Below are 21,513 nucleotides of genomic sequence, written 5' to 3' on the forward strand. Positions count from 1 at the left end.
GGCGGCCGGGTTTCAGGTTCTGGTGAGAGGGCCGGCGTGCAGCGTGCTCAGGCGCCGCCGGTACTCCTCTTCGTCGATCTCCCCGCGGGCGAACCGCTCATCGAGGATCTGCTGCGGTGTGGGTGCGGCGGGGGTGTGAGTGTGTTCGTGGGGCTGGCTGGCGGCGCGGAAGACCAGCACGAGGGCTGTGACGATCAGCGCCCAGAATGCGACCATGCCGACCGACATCCCGAACCAGCCCCACCCGTTCATGCTGTGGGCGTACCAGAACATCATCGCCACTCACCTGCTTCGGATGTGTCGGCGACCGGGCGCTGGACGGGCTCCCGGGACGTCGTGTCGCCTTCGCCTCCATCGTCCCTCCGTCCGGTGGGGCGGTCTGGGGCCGGACGGTCCAGGACCAGTGGGGCGGTCTGGGGCCGGACGGTCCAGGACCAGTGGGCCGTTCGACCCCTGCCCGGCAGGGGTGGCCGGGTCGGAGAGCGACCCGCCGAGGGAGGCGAGAAGCCCATGGGTGCCGTCGCTTTCGGCATCATGGCCACCGAGGCCGCCGACATCACCCTGATCTCCGGCTCGCTGAGCGGTGTCGTCACCGCGATCCGTCGCCGTCACGGCAGGCCACGGGCACCACCGCCCCGCCTCTCACGACGGTGGCCACGTAGTGACGGACCCGGTGCGCGGGATGCAGGTGGACAAGGCGACCGCCACGGAGCACCGGCAGAAGACCGTCCGGCGGAGCACCGGCAGACCGTCCGGCGACCGGGTGGGCAGCGGCTCGGCCGCCCAGGTCACGGCCTCGACCAGAGCGCTGCGCTGGATCCGGGACTCCATACGCGCCATTCCCCGTCGTGTCGCACCAGCTGGTGACTCCTGCCTCGCCGCCAGGGCGAAGGGGGCTCAGCGGCCCGTGAGCCGCCCGATGACCTCCTCGCACCACTCGTGGCTGACCAGCGCGTCCCCCGCGTCGAGGCGCTCGCCCGTCCGTACCGCGTCCAGGAAGCGCCGGCACATGCCCTCGAAGCCGCGGCGCCGTCCCACGGGCTCCCAGTCGGAGCCGCGGTGCAGGGCGGGGGTGCCGTCGTGGCGGATGACGTCGGTGAGGTTGACGACGTCCAGGCGGCGGTCGGCGCCGGCCGTCTGGAGCACCTCGCCCGCGGAGCCGCCGGCCCGGTTCATGACGGCGAGTCCGGTGAAGCCGGGAGCCGTGGCGCGCAGGACCACGTGGTGCAGCAGGCCGTCCTCGACCTTGCCGTGCGTGTCGAGGGCGACGCCGTCGGGCGCGAGCATGCGCAGGGTGTCGACGAGGTGGATGAAGTCGTCCAGCACGACGGTGCGGACGTCGCCGGTCCGGGCGCGTCGGTCCTTCTGCAGGACGACCAGGTCGCGCGGTCCGTCGAGGGCCTCCAGGTAGGCGGGGGCGTGGCGGCGGTTGAAGCCGACCATCAGGGACCTGCCACGCTCGCGGGCCAGTTCCACCAGGCGGCGGCTCTCGTCCAGCCGGTACGACAGCGGCTTGTCCACGAGGACGTCCACACCCGCGTCCAGAAGCCGCCCGACGATGGCGTGGTGCTGTTCCGTGGGCGCGTGCACGAAGGCGGCCCGTACGCCCGAGGCGATGACGGCGTCGAGGTCGGTGAAGAGGTGCCGGACCCGGTAGGCGCGGCCGAGCCGGGCGAGCTTCTCGGGGTCCCGGGTCATGAAGCGCAGGTCGACGTCCGGCAGCGCCCCCAGCACCGGCAGGTAGGCCTTCTGCGCGATGCTGCCGAGGCCGATCACCGCCACCGGCAGCCCGTCCCGCGGCCCGGTGCCCGGCTGCCCGGTCTCCGCCGGCTCCTGTGCCCTGGCTGCCACTGCGCACCCCTCCGTCGACATGTCTAGACCACTGACCCGGCTCAGCCTATCGCCTGGTGCCCCGGGGAGCGGCGGCCGGTCGTGGGTGACGTGACCCGGCCGGCAGGGACGGCCGGGACGGACGTCCCGCGGGTGCTCGACGGCCGTCAGGGCGTGCGCGCCGAGACCGGTGAGGCGGTAGTCCCGGCGACGCGGACCCTGGCCGGTGCGGCCCAGTCGCGGCGCCCGTCCCGCACCGGCGCCCGGCCGTCACCGAGCATCTGCGGCGCCGCCCGGCACACACACGCGGTCGAGCCGGTCGAGCCGGTCCCGCGCCGCGGCAAGGCCCCCCGCGTGGTCAGCTCGCCCGCGGGTGCCCGAAGAGCAGGTCGTAGTCCGGCGGGAGCTGGAACAGGACGCGGTCCATCAGGCCGTCGCCCGCGACCTCGGCCACCACACTGAGCACCGCGCTGACATCCCAGGCGGCGGTCTTCTCCGTGGCGCCCTCGATCCAGGCCGCGGTCGCCCGGACGAACCGCTCGGGCGGCAGGGGTTCGTGCGCCTGGAGGGGGTTGAGCAGGATCAGCGCCGACGTCTCCGGCAGCCGGGCGGCCAGTTCGGCGCGCACCTCGCCGACCAGATGAGCGCCGAGCAGCGCCAGGACGACCCGGGCGGCTCGTTCCGCCTCATGGCGCGACTCATATGCGCCGCGCTCCTGGACCGCGGCGACGAAGGCGTCCCAGTGCATACGCATCACGTCCTCCTGGTGACCGTTGCTCCACGGGCCTCAACGCGAGGGCGGTTCCCACCGGACGGGCCCCGCCCGCAGCGGCGGGTCCCACCGGACGGGGCCGGGGTACCGCCGGCCGGGCGCGGCGCGCCGCGCGGAGCCGGTGCCGGGGTCGTGCGCCGACTGGGGCGTCCGCCGCTGCCCCTCGCCGTGCGTCCGCCGACGTTCGCGCTCGTGCGTCCGGTCGTGGGCCGCGCGCCGGACCGGATCGCGGAGCGTCTCGTACGCCACCCGCAGCTCGACGAACCGCGCGGCTGTGGCCGCGTCCACGCGGGTGTCGGGGCGCAGCTCGCGCACCCGGGCCCGGAAGGCCGACGTGATCCCCCGGACGGTGGCCGAGCGCTCGACTCCCAGCACCGCGTACAGGTCGGCGTCGGCGGCGTCCGCTCCGGTCCTTCGCGCCCGCATCCCCGTCACTTCCTCGCCCACAGCCCTGAGATAGAACGAGAGCCCCGCATTGTCAAGGTCTGCCCTGGTGGCGGGGGCATCCCGTACGGGGGGACCGCAGGGCGCACGGGCGATGCGGACGGCGCAAGGGCGGGAGCAGGGAGTCCGGGCGCGTGCGCCCTGCCACGGCCGCCGTACGGGCGCCTACAGTGTGGCTCCCCACAGCCCTGGCGACCGCTGCCAGGGCGTGGCCCACCTCTTCGGTCACCGGCCGCCCGGGCCGGCTTGGACGCCCGAGCCGATGACCGCCCGCGTTCAGGCACCACCCGTGAGACCGCCCGGTCCGCGCCGGCCAGTACGCGCGGCCCGGCGCGGCGACGACCGCTGGAGGCCGCTGTGTCCCGACCCCGCATCGCCCTGATCGCCGACCCCACCTCCACCGAAGGCTGCGCGGACGTCCTCGCGCAGGCGGTGGACCTGCTCACCGGCGCACCGCCGGTCCGCGTCGACTCCCGGCACCTCGCCACCGGCGGCGGCGGACGCGCCGTACCGGAGGGGGAGCGCTTACGCCTGGTCGTGCCCGGGCAGGGGCTCGACCTGGTGCCCGACATCGTCGTGCTGTACGAGATCCCGCCGCACCGCAGGAGCGCCCTCGCCGCGTTCCAGCTCGCACTGGCCCGGCACGACGTGGTCACCCTCGCCGCGGGACCCGAGGCCTGGCGGGCGGCCACGCGGAAGGACCTGACCGTCGAACGGCTGCGCAGGGACGGCATCCCCCACATGGAGACCCTCCTGCTGTCCCGGCCCGCCCCGGAGGAGGCACGGGCCGCCCTGGACAAGCTCGGCGGCGACGCCTGGGCCCGCCCCGTCGTCGGCACCGGCGGCAACGACACCTTCCACGTCACCGGCCCCGAGGCGGTGCTGCGCGCCGCGGACTTCTACGCCCGGCAGGGCACCGACTGGCTGCTGTCCCGCGACGCCGGGAACTTCACCGCCACGGGCGCCCGGCACCAGTACCGGGTCTTCGTCCTCGGCGGCCGGGTCGTCCACGCCCGTGAGCACGTCCAGTCCTCACCGGACACCCCCTGCAACACCTGCCAGGGCGCCGTCCCCACGCACATCGCCCCGCCCGACCTGCCGTCACGCCTCACCGAGCCGGCCGTCGCCGCGACCGCGTCGATGGGGCTGCCCTTCGCCGGGGTCGACCTGGCGATCGAGAACGGCGGGGTCGTCTTCGAGGTGAACGTCCAGCCCGCCTTCGTCGACGGCGAACTCCACACCGTGGCCGTGCCCTACATCAAGGCACACCTCGACGCGTACGCCGCCGCCCGGGGGCAGACCCTGTACGAGGCGTCCCCGAACCCCGGGCCCAGGTGACCGGCCCCCAGTGAGCCGAGCAGGCCGCGCAGGGCGCCGACCCGCCCCTGCGCGGGTACGCTCGCAGCCATGCGGATCTCCGTCTCCTCCGACATGGACGAACCCGTCGCCCGGCGGCTGATAGAGGAACTTCGCGAGCGCGGTCACGAGGTCGGCGCGCACGGCGCGCTGCGCCCCGGCGACGATCCGCAGTGGGCGGTGTGCTCGGCGGCGGCCGCCCGCGAGGTGGCCGACGGCACCGCCGAGCAGGCCGTCGTGTGCTGCTGGACCGGTACGGGCGCGTCGATCGCGGCGAACAAGGTACCCGGCGTGCGCGCGGCCCTGTGCACGGACGCCGGCACCGCGGACGGGGCCCGCCGCTGGAACGACGCCAACGTGCTGGCGCTGAGCCTGCGTCTGACCTCGGAGCCGCTGCTGAAGGAGATTTTGGACGCCTGGTTCGCCGCGGTGCCCAGCGAGGACGCCGAGGACCGGGAGAACGTGGCGCACGTCGCCCGGCTCGACGGCACCGGAGGAACGCCCGGCTGATCCGCGGGCGAGGGGGGTCACGACCGTACGCAAGCCACCGGCAAGGAGGCGCGGTGACGGACTGGACCTGGGAGTACAAGGGCTACGAGCCCACGGAGGAGCGGCTGCGCGAGTCGCTGTGCACGCTCGGCAACGGCTACTTCGCCACCCGGGGCGCGCTGCCCGAGTGCGTCGCCGACGATGTGCACTACCCCGGCACCTATGTGGCCGGCTGCTACAACCGGCTGACCTCACGGGTGGCGGGCCGCTCGGTCGAGAACGAGGACATGGTCAACGTCCCCAACTGGCTGCCGCTGCGCTTCCGCCCGCACGGCGGCGCCTGGCTGACCCCGGACACCGCCGAGGTGCTGGAACACGCCCTGGTGCTCCACCCGTCCTGCGGCGTGCTGGAACGCCACACCCGCTACGTGCTGCCCGGCGGGGGCACCCTCGCCGTGCGGCAGCTGCGCCTGGTGCACATGGCCGATCCGCATCTGGCCGCCCTGCGCACCGAGTTCACCGCCGAGGGCCACACCGGGGAACTGGAGGTCGAGGCGGCCCTGGACGGCGGGGTGAGCAACGCCGGAGTGGCCCGCTACCGGGACCTGGACGGCCACCACCTCACCCATGTGCACACCGGCACCTTCGACACCGACACGGTCTGGCTGCGCTGCCGCACCCGCACCTCGGACATCCGCGTCGGCATGGCCTGCCGCCTCGACTGCGAGGCACCCGTGGCCGTGCGGCACACCCGGCCGCGCACCGTCCAGTGCGTCCGCCTGGCGCTGACACCGGGCGAACCTGTCACGATCGACAAGATCGTCGCACTGCACACCTCCCGCGACCAGGCCATCAGCGACCCGCTGTTCGCGGCGGTCGCCCGCGTGGAGCGCGCCCCCGGCTTCGACGCGCTGCTCGCCTCGCACCGCACCGCCTGGGCCCAGCTGTGGCGGCGCGCCGACCTGGAGGTTCCCGGCGAGGCCGGCCGCATCCTGCGCCTGCACATGTTCCACGTCCTGCAGACACTGTCCCCGCACACCGCCGACCTGGACGTCGGCGTCCCCGCCAGGGGCCTGCACGGGGAGGCGTACCGCGGGCACGTCTTCTGGGACGAGCTGTTCGTGCTGCCCTACCTGGACCTGCACTTCCCCGAGACGGCCCGGGCCCTGCTGCGCTACCGGCACCGCCGGCTGGAGCAGGCCTGCACCGCGGCCCGGGCCGCCAGCCGGCGGGGCGCGATGTATCCGTGGCAGAGCGGCAGCGACGGCCGCGAGGAGACCCAGCAGCTGCATCTCAACCCCCGCTCGGGCCGCTGGCTGCCCGACCGCTCGCACCGGCAGTACCACGTGGGCTCGGCCATCGCCTACAACGTGCTCCGCTACTGCGAGGCCAGCGACGACGCGGAGTTCCTGCACACCAAGGGCGCCGAGATGCTGCTGCAGATCGCCCGCTTCTGGGCGGACGCCGCCACCTGGGACGCCGGTCTCGCCCGGCACCGCATCAAGGGCGTCATGGGCCCCGACGAGTACCACGACGCCTACCCGGACGCCACCGAGGCGGGCCTGGACGACAACGCGTACACCAACGTCACCGCCGCCTGGGTGCTCGCCCGCACCCTGGAGGTGCTGCGCACCCTGCCCGAGCCGCGCCGCCGCGAGCTGGGTGAGCGCACCGGACTCGACGAAGGCGAGCTCGACCGCTGGGAGGAGGTCTCGCGCACCCTGTACGTGCCGTTCCACGAGGGCGTCATCAGCCAGTTCCACGGCTACGGCGACCTCGCCGAGCTCGACTGGAGCGGCTACCGCGCCCGCTACGGCGACATCCGGCGCCTCGACCGCATCCTGGAGGCCGAGGGCGACACGGTGAACCGCTACCGGGCGTCGAAACAGGCCGACGTGCTGATGCTCGGCTACCTCTTCTCGCCGCCCGCGCTGAAGAACCTGTTCGCCCGGCTCGGCGTGCAGCTGAACGACGACCTCTGGCGGCGTACGGTCGACCACTATCTGCACCGCACCAGCCACGGCTCCACGCTCAGCGGCCTGGTCCACGGCTGGGTGCTGGCGCGCGACCGGCGCGCCGAGGCCTGGGAATTCGTCCAGGAGGCCCTGCGCGGCGACATCGCCGACGTCCAGGGCGGTACCACCGGCGAGGGCATCCACCTGGGCGCCATGGCCGGCACCCTCGACCTGGTGCAGCGCGGCCTGACCGGCCTGGAGATCCGCGACGGCGCCCTGTGCCTGGACCCCGTCCCGCTGCCCGAGCTGTCCTCCTACGGCTTCTCCCTGCGCATCGACGGCCTGTGGGGCGTCCGGCTGCGGCTGCGGCACGGCCGCCTGGAGATCACCGTCCCGCCCTCCGACGCCGACCCCATCGACGTACGACTGCCCGGCCGCGAGGTCCGGGTCCAGCCGGGGGAGACGGTGCAGCTGGCGCTGCCGGACTGAGCCCCCATGAGCGGAAAGCAGACGCAGAGAGGGGCAAGAGGGGCCCGGCGAGCGAAGTCGCCGGGCCCCTCGGACGTTCGGTCCTCGGATCAGTCCTCGGATCGGTCCTGGCCGGTCTCAGGTGCGGTCTCCCTTCGGCTTCCCGCGCTGGTCGGGTGTGCCGTGCGGCGGTGGACCGAAGGGCTGCGGCGACGTCGCGGGCGTCACCGGCGAGCCGGCCCGGTGCCCGCCCTGCTCGGGGCGCAGCGCGGACGGGTCGCCGGAGGTCGGCCGTGCGCCGGAGCGCAGCTGGTCCAGCCGGTGGGAGAGCAGTTCGTTCACGGCGAGGCGGTCGGCGTGCTCGTGCTCGTAGGTGAGGAGCACCTCCACCTCCTCGGCGTTCAGTGACCGTACCCGGCTCTCCAGGCCGCCGATCGGCAGATGGTCGTAGTCGGGCAGCGGCAGCGTGCTGCGGCCGGACTCGGCCATGGATCTCACATCCTCTCAGTGGGCGCCCAGGCCACCCCCGCCGAAGGAGCCGCTGCTGCCCCGGCTCCATCGCGGGCGTTCCTTCTTGTCGCTGGTCCGGGTCTGCAGATTGCTCAGCTCGTAGGGGGTGAGCGGGCGGCCGTCCTTGGGGATCAGCGGCACCTCGTCGGGTTCGCGGTTCTCGCGGACCTCGCGGACGGGGCCGCCCGGCGGCATCTTGGGCTGCTCCTCCGGCGTGGGCCGGGGCAGTTCTCGGTTCCGGATGCGGGCGCCGAGCCAGAAACTGCCGGCCAGCAGGACGAACACACCTGCTGCGGCCGCGAACAGTCCCAGACTGAGGAGACCGCTCTGCTCGGCAAGCTGCATGGATGCGGTACTCATACCTGGCGAATACCCGCGAATCGGACGTCGAACCTGTTCGGCGGAACCTGCCCGCGGAACCCGTCCGGGCGAGGGTTTGGCGCGCCCGGCCCCGGCTACCCGCCCGGTGTGACTTCGACGCCAACCCAGCAGGAGCTCATCCGGTTCCTGGAGGACCGGTTCGCATGCGCCCAGGCGTGCACGGAGTGTGCGAGGGTGTGCGCGCTGCGCGCGAGCCTGGTGACCCCCGACGGAACCGCGGAGCAGGAACGACTGCGCCGTAAAGGCATCATGTGCGCGGAGGTGTGCGACGCCACCTGCCGCCTGCTGTCCGAGGAGAACCGGGTGGACGAGGAGAGCATCCTGGTCCAGCTGGAGTGGTGCCGCTCCATCTGCCTGGAGTGCGCCCACGCCTTCGAGGCGTGCGGCGGTTCCGAGGAGAGCGTGGCCGCGTGCCGCGCCTGCGCCCGGGCGTGCTCGGACTTCATGGCGAGCCTGCGCTGACCTCGACCGGAGCCGGCCGACCGGAGCCGGCGCCGGATCATCTCCCGGACCGGTCCGGGGACGCCCCGGGTGCGGCGGCGACGGAGCCTTCGCCGTGCGCCCGGGAGCGCTCAGCCGGCAGGCCCTGTTCGGCCCAGATGACCTTGCCCTCGCGGCCGTGCCGGGTGCCCCAGCGTTCGGCGAGCTGGGCGACCAGGAGCAGCCCGCGGCCGCCCTCGTCGAAGGTGCGGGCGCGGCGCAGATGGGGGGCGGTGCTGCTGGCGTCGAAGACCTCGCAGGTCAGCGTGGACTCCAGGATCAGCCGCAGCTGGACGGGGCTCTTGCCGTAGCGGATCGCGTTGGTCACCAGCTCGCTGACCATGAGCTCGGTGGTGAAGGCCAGCTCCTGAAGCCCCCAGTCGGCGAGCCGGTCGTCGGTGAAGCGGCGGGCCCCCGACACGGCAGCCGGGTCCGACGGCAGCTCCAGGGTGGCCACATGGCCGGGGTCGAGCGCCCGGGTCCTGGCCACCAGCAGCGCGACGTCGTCGGCGGGGCTGGGCAGCAGCGCCTTCAGGAGCCGGTCGCAGATCTCGTCCGGCGACCCCGGTGCCCGGGCGAGGACCTCGCCCAGCAGGGTGCGCGCGCTGTCCACGTCCCGCGTACGGCTGCGGATGAGCCCGTCGGTGAACAGGGCCAGCACACTGCCCTCCGGCAGGGCGAACTGGGCCGTCTCGAACGGGAGCCCGCCCAGCCCCAGGGGCGGCCCGATCGGCGCCTCCGGGAAGTCGACCGCCCTGACCGCGGGGCCGGCGTCGGCACCGGTCAGCGGGGTCGCCACCGCCGGGAGCACATGTCCGGCACTGGCCAGCGAGCACACCCGGGACACCGGATCGTAGACCGCGTACAGACAGGTGGCGCCGGTCTCGCCGTCGTCCCCGATCTCCTCGCGCTGGAGCCGGATGACCACGTCGTCCAGGTGCGTCAGCAGCTCGTCGGGCATCAGGTCGATGTCCGCGAAGGCCCGCACGGCCGTGCGCAGCCGGCCCATGGTGGCGGCCGCGTGCAGCCCCCGGCCCACGACGTCGCCGACCACCAGCGCCACCCGTGCCCCCGACAGCGGGATCACGTCGTACCAGTCGCCGCCCACACCCGTGCGCGAGCCGCTCGGCAGATAGCGGGACGCCGTCTCCACCGCCGACTGCTCGGCCGGCCGCCGCGGCAGCAGACTGCGCTGGAGGGCCAGCGCGATGGAACGCTCCTGGGTGTAGCGGCGGGCGTTGTCGATGGACAGCGCCGCTCTGGCCGCTATCTCCCGGGCCAGCAGCAGGTCGTCCTCGTCGAAGGGCACGGCGGTGCGGTGCCGGAAGAACTGTGCGAGGCCCAGCGTGGTGCCGCGGGCCTGGAGCGGCAGCAGCATCGCCGAGTGCACGCCCAGGGCGTCCAGGCCGTCGCCGGACGACGTCCTGCGCAGCACCGGCTGCCCGGTGGCCAGCGCCTGGGCCGGTTCGGACCTCAGCGGGTAGGTGTGTATCCGGCCCGTGGCGACCATGTGGTCCGCGCCGCCGTCCAGGACGGACCGCTGGGCCACGCGGCGCAGCGTCGGCGGCGGCGGGCCGTCCTCCCGCAGGACGTACTCGAACAGGTCGACGGTGACCAGGTCCGCGAAACCGTCGGTGCAGACCTCCGCCAGCTCCTGGGCGGTGCGGACGGTGTCCAGGGTCGTGCCGATCCGCCGGTCCGCCTCGTGCGTGAGCAGGAGCCGCCGCTGCAGCCGCCGGTCGCGCTCCTCCTGGTAGGCGGCGACGACCACTTCCGAGCCGCGGTCGACGTACTCGAACCCCCGGGAGATCAGCCGGTCGCCCGCGGCGTTGATCAGCTCCCAGTCGTCCGTGAGCCGCGCGGCCTCGGCCTGGAGCAGCTGGAGCAGGTTGACGTGGCCCAGGCGGTAGGCCCGCAGCAGCTTGCTCACCGGTACGCCCCGGCGGGCGTAGCGCCGGGCCACGTCCACGGCGACGGGAAGCGTCCCGATCCGGGACGGGTCGAGGCCGTGCTCCACCACGTCGAGAAAGGCGGTGACGTGCGCGGTCGTCTCGGCCAGCGCCAGCGGGGAAAGGTCCTCCTCCCTCCACAGCTCGGGCATCTCGTCGCGCAGGCGCTCCATCAGCACCTCGGCCGCCTGGGGCGCCCGTGGCCTCAGTGCTCTGGCCAGGTGCCGGAGGAAGGCGTCGACATCGGTCGCCATATCCGAAACGTACCGAAGGCCCCGCTGGGCCGCCCGTCAGGACGGGGCCGTACCGGTGTCACGGCCGTGCGGTCGGGAGCCGGTGGCCGGACCCTGGCCGACCGTGATCACCTCGTGCTACCAAGAACCATGTCCGCACACGAGGAAGCCCCCGAGGCCCCCACAGCCCGCTCCTACGACGCCGTGATCGTCGGTGGCGGTCACAACGGCCTGGTCGCCGCCGCCTACCTGGCCCGCGCCGGCCGGTCCGTGCTGGTGCTGGAGCGGCTCGGCCACACCGGCGGGGCGGCCGTGTCAACCCGTCCGTTCGCGGGCGTCGACGCGCGGCTGTCGCGCTACTCGTACCTGGTCAGCCTGCTGCCGGAGAAGATCCTCCGGGACCTGGGACTGCGCTTTGCGCTGCGGACCCGCGCCATCTCCTCGTACACCCCCGTCGAGCGTGCCGGACGGCCCACGGGACTGCTCGTCGGCGGCGGCGAGCAGCGCACCCGGGAGGCCTTCGCGCGGCTCACCGGCGGCGAGCGCGAGTACGAGGCCTGGCGGCGGTTCTACGACCTGACGGGCCGGGTCGCCCGGGCGGTGTTCCCCACGCTCACCGAGCCGCTGCCCAGCCGCGGGGAGCTGCGCCGCAGGGTCGGCGACGAGGAGGCCTGGCGGGCGCTGTTCGAGGAGCCGATCGGCGTCGCGATCGAGGACCGCTTCAGCGACGACCTGGTCCGGGGGGTGGTCCTCACCGACGCGCTCATCGGCACCTTCGCGGACGCCCACGACCCGGACCTGGCCCAGAACCGGTGCTTCCTGTACCACGTGATCGGCGGCGGCACCGGCGCCTGGGACGTGCCCGTCGGCGGCATGGGCGCGCTGACCGACGCGCTCGCGGCCGCCGCCCGGGAGGCCGGGGCGGTCCTCGCCACCGGCCATGAGGCGGTACGGATCGATACCGACGGCCGGACCGCGGAGGTCACCTACCGCACCGCCGACGGCGAGGGCGTCGCCGCCGCCCGGCACGTCCTCGTGGGCGCCTCCCCGCAGGCGCTGGCGGCCCTGACCGGCGATGAGCCGCCCGCCCCCGCCGAGGGCGCCCAGCTGAAGGTGAACATGCTGCTCAAGCGGCTGCCCCGGCTGCGCGACGGCGGCGTCGACCCGCGCGAGGCGTTCTCCGGCACCTTCCACATCGCCGAGGGCTACGACCAGCTGGCCGCCGCCCACCGGCAGGCCTCGGCAGGCGAGCTGCCCGCCGCGCCGCCCTCGGAGATCTACTGCCACTCGCTGACCGACCCGACGATCCTGGGCCCCGAGCTCGCCGCGCAGGGCTGTCAGACGCTCACCCTGTTCGGCCTGCACACCCCCGCTCGGCTGTTCGAGCGGGACAACGACCGGGTGCGCGAGGAACTGCTGAAGCTCACCCTCGCCCAGCTCGACGCCCACCTCGCCGAACCGCTCGCCGACTGCCTGGCAACCGACGCCGAGGGCCGCCCCTGCATCGAGGCGAGGACCCCGCTGGACCTGGAGCGCGACCTGCGGCTGCCCGGCGGCAACATCTTCCACCGGGCGCTGACCTGGCCGTACGCCCAGGACGGTACGGGACGCTGGGGCGTGGAGACCCGGCACGCCAACGTCCTACTGTGCGGGGCGGGCGCGGTGCGCGGGGGAGGGGTGAGCGGGGTGCCGGGGCACAACGCGGCGATGGCGGTGCTGGAGGCACAGCTGCAGTCACAGCCCCTTTAGCGCCCTCCAGGGTGCTGGTTGGCCCTTTGTCGCCCCTGCCACGTGGCCCTTTGGCGCCCCTCCCGAGCCCGGCTAGTCGGCCGACGCCGTCCAGCCCGAGGCTGCCAGACGCGCCCGGTCCGCCGGGCGGGTCTCGGAGAACAGGACCTCGTCCCCGGTCTCGACCCGCAGCCCGTCGACGTAGACCCCGCGGCCGACGTACAGCCGGTCCGTCGTGTACCGCCAGCGCACGATCAGGGCCCGCTCGGCGGGCAGCGCGGCCGTCAGCCGGTGCCAGACGCGGCCCGACCAGCCGGAGACCGAACCTGCGGGGTGCTCCACCGTCTCCTCGCCGGGGCGCGCCGTGCCGAACGGCACCCGTCGCCAGGTCGTGCCCCCGTCCGCGGACGCCTCCAGCACCAGCGGGTCCGCCTGCGGCTCGGTGTCCCACCACAGCGCGCAGCGCAGGACCGCTCCGCCGCCGGAGGTGTCCAGGGCGGGCAGGGCGAGTGTGGCCGTCGTCGCGTTCGCCATTCCCGAGAACCAGGCCGTACGACCGTGCCGCGGGTGTACCGCGACAGCTCGGGCGAGGTTGTTCGCGGCCGCCACCCGGGGCGCCGAGCCGGACCGCCAACCGCGCACCGGGTGCACGGAGTTGCCGAGCACGATCAGGAAGGAGTCGGTCGTCGGGTCCAGGACCAGCGAGGTGCCGGTGAATCCGGTGTGGCCCGCGGTGCGGGGCGTGGCCATCGCGCCCATGTACCAGTGCTGGTACAGCTCGAAGCCGAGGCCGTGCTCGTCGCCGGGGAAGGCCGTGTTGAAGTCGGTGAACATCAGCTCCACCGACTCCGGCCGCAGGATGCGCGCCTTGCCGTAGGAGCCGCCGTCGAGCAGGGTGCGCCCGAGGACGGCCAGGTCCCACGCGCAGGAGAACACCCCGGCGTGTCCGGCCACCCCGCCCAGGGCGAACGCGTTCTCGTCGTGCACCTCGCCCCACACCAGCCCCCGGTCCAGCCCCGACCAGGGCCTGCGGGCGACCTCGGTGGCCGCGATCCGGGGCCGCCAGGAGGCGGGCGGGTTGTAGCGGGTGCGGTGCATGCCGAGCGGCGCGGTGATCTCGTCGTGGAGCAGCGCGTCCAGCGGGCGGCCGGTGATCCGCTCCAGGACCAGCTGGAGGGAGATCAGGTTGAGGTCCGAGTACAGATACCGGGTGCCCGGCGGGTTGAGCGGCGCCTCGTTCCAGACGAGCCGCAGCTTCTCCTCGTACGTCGGTGCGTTGTACAGCGGGATCCAGGCCCGGAAACCCGAGGTGTGGGTGAGGAGTTGGCGAACGGTGACGTCCTGCTTGCCCGCCGCCCCGAACTCCGGCAGATACGAGGCGACCTTCGCCTCCAGCTCCAGCGTGCCCCGCTCGATCTGCTGCACGGCCAGGATCGAGGTGAACAGCTTGGACACGGAAGCGAGGTCGAAGACGGTGTCCTCGGCCATGTCGATCTGCCGTTCGGGCGGGAACTCCACGCCGGTGTCGGTCGTGGCGTCGTAGTCCGCGTACCGCACCGCTTTCCCGATCGGCTGGTGCAGCGCCACGGTCCCGCCCCGGCCGGCGAGCAGGACCGCGCCCGCGTACCAGGGCCGCCGGGGCGAGGGCCCGAGGAACGCCTCGGCGTCGGTGACGAGTCGCCGCAGATGCGCGGGCAGCAGCCCGGCCCGCTCGGGTGAGCCGTGCCGCAGTGTCGTGCGCCCGGGGGCGGCCGCCGCCGGGCCCGCGGGGAGAGGTGCCAACGTCAGGGCGCCGCCGAGGACCAGTGCGCCCCTGCCGAACTGACGTCTCGTCATGCCGTACCTCATCACGAGCCCCTCCCGTCGATCCGCCCGGACGTCCTCGCCAGTATGTCCACCGAACGGACATCGGTGTCTGTCCGTGCCGTACCGTAAATCTGACGGTCCGTCAGTCGGTGTTCCTCCTGGGGGAGACCTGCCCGTAGGTACGCGACCGACCCCGGGATGCTTGACCTCGATCGGCGGCGGGCCGAGGATCCTGTGCCATGACGCCCGGACACGGCAGCAGCACGGCGACGCCCGGACACGGCAGCACGGTCGACGGGGTGCTGCGCCGCAGCGCCCGCCGCACCCCGGCGCGCGTCGCGGTCGAACACCGCGACCGCACCTGGACGTACGAGGCGCTCGACGACGCCGTCTCACGCGCGGCGGCCGTCCTGCTCGCCGAAGGGCTCACCCCCGGCGACCGGGTCGCCGCCTACGGCCACAACTCCGACGCCTACCTCATCGCGTTCCTGGCGTGCGCCCGCGCGGGCCTGGTCCACGTGCCGGTCAACCAGAACCTCACCGGGGACGACCTGGCGTATCCGATCGGCCAGTCCGGCAGCGCCGTGGTGCTCGCCGACCCGGACCTGGCCCACCGGCTCCCGTCCGGAGCGCGCGTGCTGCCCCTGCGGGACGCCGAGGACTCGCTGCTCGCCCGGCTGGCCGGGACGGCGCCGTACGACGGGCCGGAGGCGCGGGGCGAGGAACTGGTGCAGCTGCTGTACACCTCGGGGACCACGGCGCTGCCCAAGGGCGCGATGATGACGCACCGGGCGCTGGTGCACGAGTACCTCAGCGCGATCACCGCCCTCGATCTGAGCGCGGGCGACCGGCCCGTGCACGCGCTGCCGCTGTACCACTCGGCGCAGATGCACGTCTTCCTGCTGCCCTACCTCGCGGTCGGCGCGACGAACATCGTCCTCGACGCCCCCGACGGCGACACCCTCCTCGACCTCATCGAACAGGGCCGGGTGGACAGCCTGTTCGCCCCGCCGACCGTGTGGATCGGCCTGTCCCACCGCCCCGACTTCGCCACCCGCGACCTCGGCGGGCTGCGCAAGGCGTACTACGGCGCCTCGATCATGCCGGTGCCCGTGCTGGAGCGGCTGCGCGAACGGCTGCCCGAGCTGGCCTTCTACAACTGCTTCGGGCAGAGCGAGATCGGCCCGCTGGCCACGGTCCTCGGCCCCGACGAGCACCGGGACCGGCCCGCCTCCTGCGGCCGGCCCGTGCTGTTCGTCGACGCACGGGTCGTGGACGAGAAGGGCGACGACGTCCCCGACGGCACGCCGGGCGAGATCGTCTACCGCTCACCGCAGCTGTGCGAGGGCTACTGGGACAAGCCCGAGGAGACGGAACAGGCCTTCCGCGACGGCTGGTTCCACTCCGGCGACCTCGCCGTCCGCGACGCCGACGGCTACCTCACGATCGTCGACCGGGTGAAGGACGTCATCAACTCCGGGGGTGTCCTGGTCGCCTCCCGCCAGGTGGAGGACGTGCTGTACACCCATGAGGCCGTGGCCGAGGTCGCGGTGATCGGGCTGCCCGACGAGAAGTGGATCGAGGCGGTCACCGCGGTCGTCGTCCCCCGCGGCGAGGTCGGCGAGGCCGAACTCATCGCCCACGCCCGCGAACACCTCACCGCATTCAAGGCACCCAAGCGGATCGTCTTCACCGACTCCCTGCCCCGCAACGCCAGCGGCAAGATCCTCAAGCGGGAACTCCGGGACCGGCTGGGTGCTGGCTGAATCCGGACGATCGTCTGCCGTCCGCGCTCAGCCCGCTTTGAGAAGCGGCGCAGCGGGGATACCGCCAGTGGACCACCGCACCGGACGGCCGGCATCTGATCGGAGGCTGACCATGCGCCATGACCCGTGCCCCGAGAGCCCGTCGTGAGGGCGGGACCCCAGCGCTATCCCGGCGCCTCGACCACCTACTGGTACCAGGACAACTATCCGGGCTCCCCGATGGAGACCAACGTCGTCCTGTGGCACTCGACCGAGGGCACCTCGCTGCCCTCCTACGGCGGCGGCGCGTCCGCGCCGAACCTCACCGCACGGCCCGACTTCGCCAAGAAGCGGATCGTCTGGTATCAGCACTTCGACTTCGACGTCTCCAGCCGCGCCCTGCGCAACCTGCCGGGAGGGGTGGAGACCAACACCCTGAACGTGTGCCAGGTGGAGATCGTCGGCACCTGCGACCCCGCGACCCACCGGCGCTGGGGGAGCACCCCGCACCTGTACATGCCTCAGCTGCCGCAGTGGGTGATCCGCGACCTGGGCGCCTTCGCCCGCTGGGCGTGGACCGAGCACCGTGTGCCGCTGACCTCGGGGCTCACCTTCAAGCCGTACCCCAGCTCCTACGGCGACAACGGCGTCCGGATGTCCGCCGCCCGGTGGAACGCCTTCACCGGCCACTGCGGCCACCAGCACGCACCCGAGAACGACCACGGCGACCCCGGCAGCTTCCCGATGAACGCCGTCCTGGCCGCAGCCAAGGGAGACACCATGGACCTCACCCCGGCCGATCTGAGGGCCATCGCCGTCGCGGTCCTCACCGCCGACAACATCATCGACAACCCCAACCCGGCCACCGCCGACGCCAACCCGTACGTCGCGCTGGAGACCGTCGTCCGCAACCTGGAGATCATCGCCCGCCGCACCGAGAAGCGGATCGCCGCCCTGGAGGCCGCGGCGCTGACCGACGCGCAGGTGTCGGCCATCGCCGACCGGCTCGCCGCGCACCCCGCACTCGCCGGGGCCATCGCCGAGAAACTGGCGGACCGGCTCGCCGCCCGCGACAACTCCTGACCGGCGGGCCGGGCGCCTCAGCGCGGCCGCTCGTCCACGATCCGGCGGATCTTGCCCACCGACCGCTCCAGCGTCTCCGGGTCGACGATCTCGACACCGACCGAGACGCCGATGCCGTCCTTGACGGCGGCGGCGATGGAGCGGGCGGCCGCCTCCCTGGCCTGCGGGGGTGCGTCCGCGCGGGCCTCCGCCCGGATCGTGAGGGCGTCCAGCCGGCCCTCGCGGGTGAGGCGGAGCTGGAAGTGCGGGGCGATTCCCGGGGTGCGCAGGACGATCTCCTCGACCTGCGTGGGAAAGAGGTTCACCCCGCGCAGGATGACCATGTCGTCGCTGCGGCCGGTCACCTTGCGCATACGGCGGAACACCCGTGCCGTGCCCGGCAGGAGACGGGTCAGGTCACGGGTGCGGTAGCGCACGACCGGCATGGCCTGCTTGGTGAGGGAGGTGAAGACCAGTTCGCCCTCCTCGCCCTCCGGCAGCACCTCCCCGGTGACCGGGTCGACGACCTCGGGGTAGAAGTGGTCCTCCCAGATGTGCAGGCCGTCCTTGGTCTCGACGCACTCCTGCGCGACTCCCGGGCCGATCACCTCCGACAGGCCGTAGATGTCGACCGCGTCGATCCCGAACCGCTCCTCGATCTCCCGCCGCATCTCCTCCGTCCACGGCTCCGCGCCGAACACGCCGACCTCCAGCGAGGTGGAGCGCGGATCGACGCCCTGACGTTCGAACTCGTCCAGCAGGGTGAGCATGTAGGACGGCGTCACCATGATGATGCGCGGCCTCAGGTCCTGGATCAGCTGGACCTGACGCGACGTCATGCCGCCGGACGCCGGGACTACCGTGCAGCCGAGCCGCTCGGCGCCGTAGTGCGCGCCCAGACCGCCGGTGAACAGGCCGTAGCCGTAGGCGACATGGACGGTGTCGCCGGGCCGGCCGCCCGCCGCGCGGATCGAACGGGCCACCATGTCCGACCACATGGACAGGTCGTCGTCCGTGTAGCCGACCACCGTCGGACGGCCCGTCGTCCCGCTGGAGGCGTGGATGCGGCGGATGCGCTCACGCGGCACGGCGAACATCCCGTACGGGTAGTTCTCGCGCAGGTCCGCCTTGGTGGTGAAGGGGAAACGCGCCAGGTCCGCCGGCGAGCGGCAGTCGTCCGGGTGGACGCCCGCCTTGTCGAAGGCCGCACGGTAGAACGGCACGTGCGCGTACGCGTGGCGCAGAGAGCCGCGCAGCCGCTCCAGTTGCAGCGCCCGCAGCCCGTCCGTGTCCAGGCGCTCGCCCGCGTCCAGCAGCTCCGTCGTGTCCGCCATGGGGACGTCTCCCTCACCAACCGCAGCATTCCGGGCGACCGATCATTCGGTCGAGGTGTCCGGAGATCAGTAATCCAGGCCGCCGGGGGCGAGGCAAGGGGTCGGCGCCGACTTTCTCGGCCGTGTCCCCGGCGGTATCTCCGTTGCGCCCCCCGACGCCGTACCTCCATGATCGACCGCATGCCGACCTTCACCGCACCCGACGGGACCGCACTCGCCTGTCACGCGCTCGGTGAGCGCGGCGAGCCCGTGGTCGTCCTGCCAGGGGGCCCGATGCTGGCCTCCGCCTACCTCGGCGACCTCGGCGGGCTCGCCGGCCACCGGCGGCTGATCCTGCTCGACCTGCGCGGCACCGGTGACTCCGCCGCGCCCGCCGATCCGGCGACCTACCGCTGCGACCGGCAGGTGGACGACGTCGAGGCGCTGCGGGCCCACCTCGGCCTGGAGCGGATCGACCTGCTCGGGCATTCGGCGGGGGCGAGTCTGGCCATGCTCTACGCCGCCCGGTACCCGGCCAGGGTGCGGCGGCTGGCGCTGATCACCGCCATCCCCCGGGCGCTCGGACTCGCCGCCACGACCGAGGACCGGCTCGCGGCGGCCCGGCTGCGGGAGGGCGAGCCGTGGTTCGCCGAGGCTTTCCCGGCGTTCCGGAGGTGGCTCGACGGCGGCGAGTTCGACGACGCCGTCCTGCCGTTCTTCTACGGTCGCTGGGACGAGGCCGCCGCCGCGCACGCCGCCGCCGCCGACGGCGACACCGACGAGGCCGCCGGCATCTACGTCTCCGAGGGCGCCTGGGACCCGCCCGCGACCCGCGCCGCGCTCGCCACGCTCCCCGCCCCGGTGCTGGTGTACGCGGGTGAACTCGACGGCGGCCCCCGGCCGGAGCTGGCCCGCCGGGCCGCGGACGTCTTCCCGCACGCCGAGTTCGTGGTGCAGCCGGGCGCCGGGCACTACCCGTGGCTGGACGACCCGGACGGATTCGCCACGCGCGTCGCCGCGTTCCTCGACGGCAGGGCCCCCGCCCCGTCCCTCAGCCGCCCGGCCGGTGACCGGGCCCGTACGCCGTCATGAAGCGGTCCCGGAAGCGGTCCATGCCCCACACCGGGGCCGTCGGGGCGGGCTTGAGGCCCTCCGTCCAGCCCCAGTCGGCGATCCGTTCCAGCACGCGCGGGTCGCGGGCGACGATCGTGACCGGCACGTCCCGGCTGGTGCTGCCGGCGGTGACGGTGGGCACCGGCTGGTGGTCGCCGAGGAAGACCACGACCGTGTCGTCGTCGCCGTAGCGCTCCAGCCAACCGGTCAGGCTGCGCAGCGAGTACTCGATGGCGTGCCGGTACTCGGTGCGGACGCTGTCCGCGTCCTTCCAGACCTCCTCGGGGTCCTTGCCCCGCTGCTCGATGCCGTGGAAGACCGAGCCGTCGCCGAGGTCCTCCCAGTCGATCATGTGGGCGACCGGGGCCCACGGGTTGTGGCTGGACGCGAGGATGATCTCCGCCATGATCGGCTCGCGCTTCCCGCGGCCGTGCTCCAGCCGCTCGAAGGCCTCCAGGCTGAACTGGTCCGGCACCGGCGTCCAGCTGAAGTACGGCCCGTGATAGCCGAGATGCTCGGAGTCGTAGATGTGGTCGAGGCCGAAGAACGCCCCCTCCGGCCAGGCCCGGCGCACCCCCGGGACGATGCCGACCGTGCGCCAGGCGCCGGACTTGCGGAAGTAGTTGGTCAGGGTCATGCGGTCGCTGGTGGTCAGGCTGCGGTAGCGCTGCTGGTTCTTGATCCACAGCCCGGACAGGAAGGTCGAGTGGGCCAGCCAGCTGCCCGCCCCCGTCACGGGGGAGCGCAGCCAGCCGCTGCGCGCCTGGAACCCCGCCTCGCCCAGGGAACGGGTGCCCTGCGCCAGCACCGCGCCGACCTGTGCCGCCATGTCGGGGTCCTCGATCGCCGTACGGCCGTAGCTCTCGACGAAGGTGAGCAGCACGTCCTTGCCGCGCAGGCCGGTGAGCAGTTCGTCGGGCGGGGTCGCGGCGAACGCGTCGACGGCCGCCTCCTTCTCGAAGACGCGAGCGTCCCTCAGCCCGTCCCGCACCATCGCCACGCGGTTGCCGAGCATCTCGGCGGTGCCCTTCGTGGCCAGCGGCGCGCCGATGCCCGGCACCCCGAAGGTGACGCACACGATCCACGCGGTGCCCAGCACCAGCGTCGTACGGGCGGCCACCGGGCGGTGAAGGACCATCAGCCGCGTCACCCGCAGCATGGAGAGCGTCGTCAGCACCAGGACGACCACGCCCAGCACCAGCACCCCCGCCACGGCCAGCACCTGCCCGGTCCGCCCGAAGGACTCGCCCACGAAGTCGACGGCGTCGTCCAGCAGGATCCAGTCCAGGACCAGGTCGAAGGGGCGGGCCAGCACCTGGTGGAAGCCCATGTCCAGGCACTTCAGGACGGTCAGCAGCCCCAGGAACACCCCCGTGGCGGCCGCCGCGGTCCGCCGCGGCCGCGGCGGCAGCACGAGCAGCAGACCCGCCAGCAGCACACCCTCGGCGGGGATCCGCAGGAACGCGCCGAACGACAGCCGCTCCACGCGGTTCGGCAGCAGGAGCACGCCCAGCACCAGCAGCCCGGCCGCCGCACTCGTGCCGGCGGTGACCCCGCGTGCCGCACGCGGGAAGCGGTGCCGCCACCCGAACAGGCCCCCGCCGCTCCCCGCCGGCTCCGGCTCCCCCTCGTCGGCTTCGGGCGGCCGGGTGGAGGAGCTGGTGAGCGACACGTGGGGGTCCTTCCGTGCGGCCGTGCGGCGGGCGGGGCCGGGTCTGCCCTTCCCAGTACGGTCGCACGCCGGCCGGGGTTCAACGGACGCGGCCCGCGATCCACCCGGCCGGCGCCCTGCCCCTGAAGTCCTGGAAGTCCTCCTCACGTGGCCTGTCGGGGGCGGGGGACGATCGATAGTCTGGCCGCGGACGACACGAACCGGGAG

General features: G+C 73.5%; 18 protein-coding genes. 8 read left to right on the forward strand and 10 right to left on the reverse strand.

The features are described 5' to 3' along the window. Positions 1-12: 12 nt before the first annotated feature. From ACIGXJ_RS14860 to ACIGXJ_RS14875, 4 genes are all read right to left on the reverse strand, one after another. Positions 13-276 (reverse strand): SHOCT domain-containing protein, encoded by a 264-nt coding sequence (locus ACIGXJ_RS14860; RefSeq protein WP_399644861.1) that lies wholly within the window; start codon positions 274-276, stop codon positions 13-15. 621 nt (positions 277-897) lie between these two features. Beyond that, positions 898-1,788 (reverse strand): Gfo/Idh/MocA family protein, encoded by an 891-nt coding sequence (locus tag ACIGXJ_RS14865; RefSeq protein ID WP_399644864.1) that lies wholly within the window; start codon positions 1,786-1,788, stop codon positions 898-900. A 400-nt stretch (positions 1,789-2,188) separates the two neighbouring features. Beyond that, a complete protein-coding gene (locus ACIGXJ_RS14870; RefSeq protein ID WP_399644630.1) occupies positions 2,189-2,584 on the reverse strand; it encodes a DUF2267 domain-containing protein in 396 nt (131 codons plus the stop codon). Positions 2,585-2,617: 33 nt separating this feature from the next. After that, positions 2,618-3,028, reverse strand: coding sequence for a J domain-containing protein (locus ACIGXJ_RS14875; protein WP_399644632.1), 411 nt, complete (start codon positions 3,026-3,028; stop codon positions 2,618-2,620). Positions 3,029-3,403: 375 nt separating this feature from the next. Between ACIGXJ_RS14875 and ACIGXJ_RS14880 the strand changes: the two genes are divergently transcribed. The 3 genes from ACIGXJ_RS14880 (at position 3,404) to ACIGXJ_RS14890 (ending at position 7,335) form a co-directional block, all read left to right on the forward strand. Continuing rightward, positions 3,404-4,384, forward strand: coding sequence for a RimK family alpha-L-glutamate ligase (locus ACIGXJ_RS14880; protein WP_399644635.1), 981 nt, complete (start codon positions 3,404-3,406; stop codon positions 4,382-4,384). A 69-nt stretch (positions 4,385-4,453) separates the two neighbouring features. Continuing rightward, a complete protein-coding gene (locus tag ACIGXJ_RS14885) occupies positions 4,454-4,912 on the forward strand; it encodes an RpiB/LacA/LacB family sugar-phosphate isomerase (protein ID WP_399644638.1) in 459 nt (152 codons plus the stop codon). 53 nt (positions 4,913-4,965) lie between these two features. After that, positions 4,966-7,335 (forward strand): glycoside hydrolase family 65 protein, encoded by a 2,370-nt coding sequence (locus ACIGXJ_RS14890; protein ID WP_399644640.1) that lies wholly within the window; start codon positions 4,966-4,968, stop codon positions 7,333-7,335. Between the two features lie 117 nt (positions 7,336-7,452). Here ACIGXJ_RS14890 and ACIGXJ_RS14895 read toward each other — a convergent pair whose 3' ends face one another. Next, positions 7,453-7,803 carry a hypothetical protein gene (locus ACIGXJ_RS14895; protein ID WP_399644643.1) on the reverse strand — a complete coding sequence of 117 codons (351 nt, stop codon included), beginning with the start codon at positions 7,801-7,803 and terminating at the stop codon, positions 7,453-7,455. Positions 7,804-7,818: 15 nt separating this feature from the next. Further along, positions 7,819-8,184, reverse strand: coding sequence for a DUF6479 family protein (locus ACIGXJ_RS14900; RefSeq protein WP_399644645.1), 366 nt, complete (start codon positions 8,182-8,184; stop codon positions 7,819-7,821). Positions 8,185-8,292: 108 nt separating this feature from the next. Between ACIGXJ_RS14900 and ACIGXJ_RS14905 the strand changes: the two genes are divergently transcribed. Then, on the forward strand, positions 8,293-8,667 hold the full coding sequence (locus ACIGXJ_RS14905) for a ferredoxin (RefSeq protein ID WP_399644648.1): 375 nt from the start codon (positions 8,293-8,295) through the stop codon (positions 8,665-8,667). A 37-nt stretch (positions 8,668-8,704) separates the two neighbouring features. On the opposite strand, the gene ACIGXJ_RS14910 is transcribed toward ACIGXJ_RS14905, so the two are convergent. Then, complete coding sequence (locus ACIGXJ_RS14910) at positions 8,705-10,888, reverse strand: SpoIIE family protein phosphatase (RefSeq protein WP_399644650.1); 2,184 nt, start codon at positions 10,886-10,888, stop codon at positions 8,705-8,707. Between the two features lie 129 nt (positions 10,889-11,017). Between ACIGXJ_RS14910 and ACIGXJ_RS14915 the strand changes: the two genes are divergently transcribed. Next, on the forward strand, positions 11,018-12,616 hold the full coding sequence (locus ACIGXJ_RS14915; protein ID WP_399644653.1) for a phytoene desaturase family protein: 1,599 nt from the start codon (positions 11,018-11,020) through the stop codon (positions 12,614-12,616). A 72-nt stretch (positions 12,617-12,688) separates the two neighbouring features. Here ACIGXJ_RS14915 and ACIGXJ_RS14920 read toward each other — a convergent pair whose 3' ends face one another. Further along, entirely contained in the window at positions 12,689-14,443 is a 1,755-nt protein-coding gene (locus tag ACIGXJ_RS14920; protein WP_399644655.1) for a serine hydrolase, read from the reverse strand. Between the two features lie 197 nt (positions 14,444-14,640). Here ACIGXJ_RS14920 and ACIGXJ_RS14925 point away from each other — a divergent pair, with 197 nt between their 5' ends. Continuing rightward, positions 14,641-16,167, forward strand: a complete 1,527-nt coding sequence (locus ACIGXJ_RS14925) for an acyl-CoA synthetase (protein ID WP_399644657.1) — start codon at positions 14,641-14,643, stop codon at positions 16,165-16,167. Between the two features lie 144 nt (positions 16,168-16,311). Next, entirely contained in the window at positions 16,312-17,229 is a 918-nt protein-coding gene (locus ACIGXJ_RS14930) for a hypothetical protein (protein ID WP_399644659.1), read from the forward strand. Positions 17,230-17,246: 17 nt separating this feature from the next. On the opposite strand, the gene paaK is transcribed toward ACIGXJ_RS14930, so the two are convergent. Continuing rightward, positions 17,247-18,542 (reverse strand): phenylacetate--CoA ligase PaaK, encoded by a 1,296-nt coding sequence (gene paaK / locus ACIGXJ_RS14935; RefSeq protein WP_399644661.1) that lies wholly within the window; start codon positions 18,540-18,542, stop codon positions 17,247-17,249. Between the two features lie 180 nt (positions 18,543-18,722). On the opposite strand from paaK, the gene ACIGXJ_RS14940 reads away from it, so the two are divergent. Next, on the forward strand, positions 18,723-19,613 hold the full coding sequence (locus tag ACIGXJ_RS14940) for an alpha/beta fold hydrolase (RefSeq protein WP_399644663.1): 891 nt from the start codon (positions 18,723-18,725) through the stop codon (positions 19,611-19,613). Here the strand turns inward: ACIGXJ_RS14940 and ACIGXJ_RS14945 are convergent. Further along, positions 19,573-21,306, reverse strand: coding sequence for a sulfatase (locus ACIGXJ_RS14945; protein ID WP_399644665.1), 1,734 nt, complete (start codon positions 21,304-21,306; stop codon positions 19,573-19,575). The genes ACIGXJ_RS14940 and ACIGXJ_RS14945 overlap by 41 nt on opposite strands. Positions 21,307-21,513: the final 207 nt, after the last annotated feature.

The organism is Streptomyces sp. NPDC053367, from assembly GCF_044545925.1.
Classification (GTDB): Bacteria; Actinomycetota; Actinomycetes; order Streptomycetales; family Streptomycetaceae; genus Streptomyces.

Bases quoted from the DNA above. Each gene is read 5' to 3' on its own strand.
- ACIGXJ_RS14940 (WP_399644663.1), top strand. From the start codon at position 18,723: ATGCCGACCTTCACCGCACCCGACGGGACCGCACTCGCCTGTCACGCG.
- paaK (WP_399644661.1), bottom strand. From the start codon at position 18,542: ATGGCGGACACGACGGAGCTGCTGGACGCGGGCGAGCGCCTGGACACG.
- ACIGXJ_RS14925 (WP_399644657.1), top strand. From the start codon at position 14,641: ATGACGCCCGGACACGGCAGCAGCACGGCGACGCCCGGACACGGCAGC.
- ACIGXJ_RS14870 (WP_399644630.1), bottom strand. From the start codon at position 2,584: ATGCGTATGCACTGGGACGCCTTCGTCGCCGCGGTCCAGGAGCGCGGC.
- ACIGXJ_RS14875 (WP_399644632.1), bottom strand. From the start codon at position 3,028: ATGCGGGCGCGAAGGACCGGAGCGGACGCCGCCGACGCCGACCTGTAC.
- ACIGXJ_RS14885 (WP_399644638.1), top strand. From the start codon at position 4,454: ATGCGGATCTCCGTCTCCTCCGACATGGACGAACCCGTCGCCCGGCGG.
- ACIGXJ_RS14895 (WP_399644643.1), bottom strand. From the start codon at position 7,803: ATGGCCGAGTCCGGCCGCAGCACGCTGCCGCTGCCCGACTACGACCAT.
- ACIGXJ_RS14910 (WP_399644650.1), bottom strand. From the start codon at position 10,888: ATGGCGACCGATGTCGACGCCTTCCTCCGGCACCTGGCCAGAGCACTG.
- ACIGXJ_RS14915 (WP_399644653.1), top strand. From the start codon at position 11,018: ATGTCCGCACACGAGGAAGCCCCCGAGGCCCCCACAGCCCGCTCCTAC.
- ACIGXJ_RS14900 (WP_399644645.1), bottom strand. From the start codon at position 8,184: ATGAGTACCGCATCCATGCAGCTTGCCGAGCAGAGCGGTCTCCTCAGT.
- ACIGXJ_RS14920 (WP_399644655.1), bottom strand. From the start codon at position 14,443: ATGAGGTACGGCATGACGAGACGTCAGTTCGGCAGGGGCGCACTGGTC.
- ACIGXJ_RS14860 (WP_399644861.1), bottom strand. From the start codon at position 276: ATGATGTTCTGGTACGCCCACAGCATGAACGGGTGGGGCTGGTTCGGG.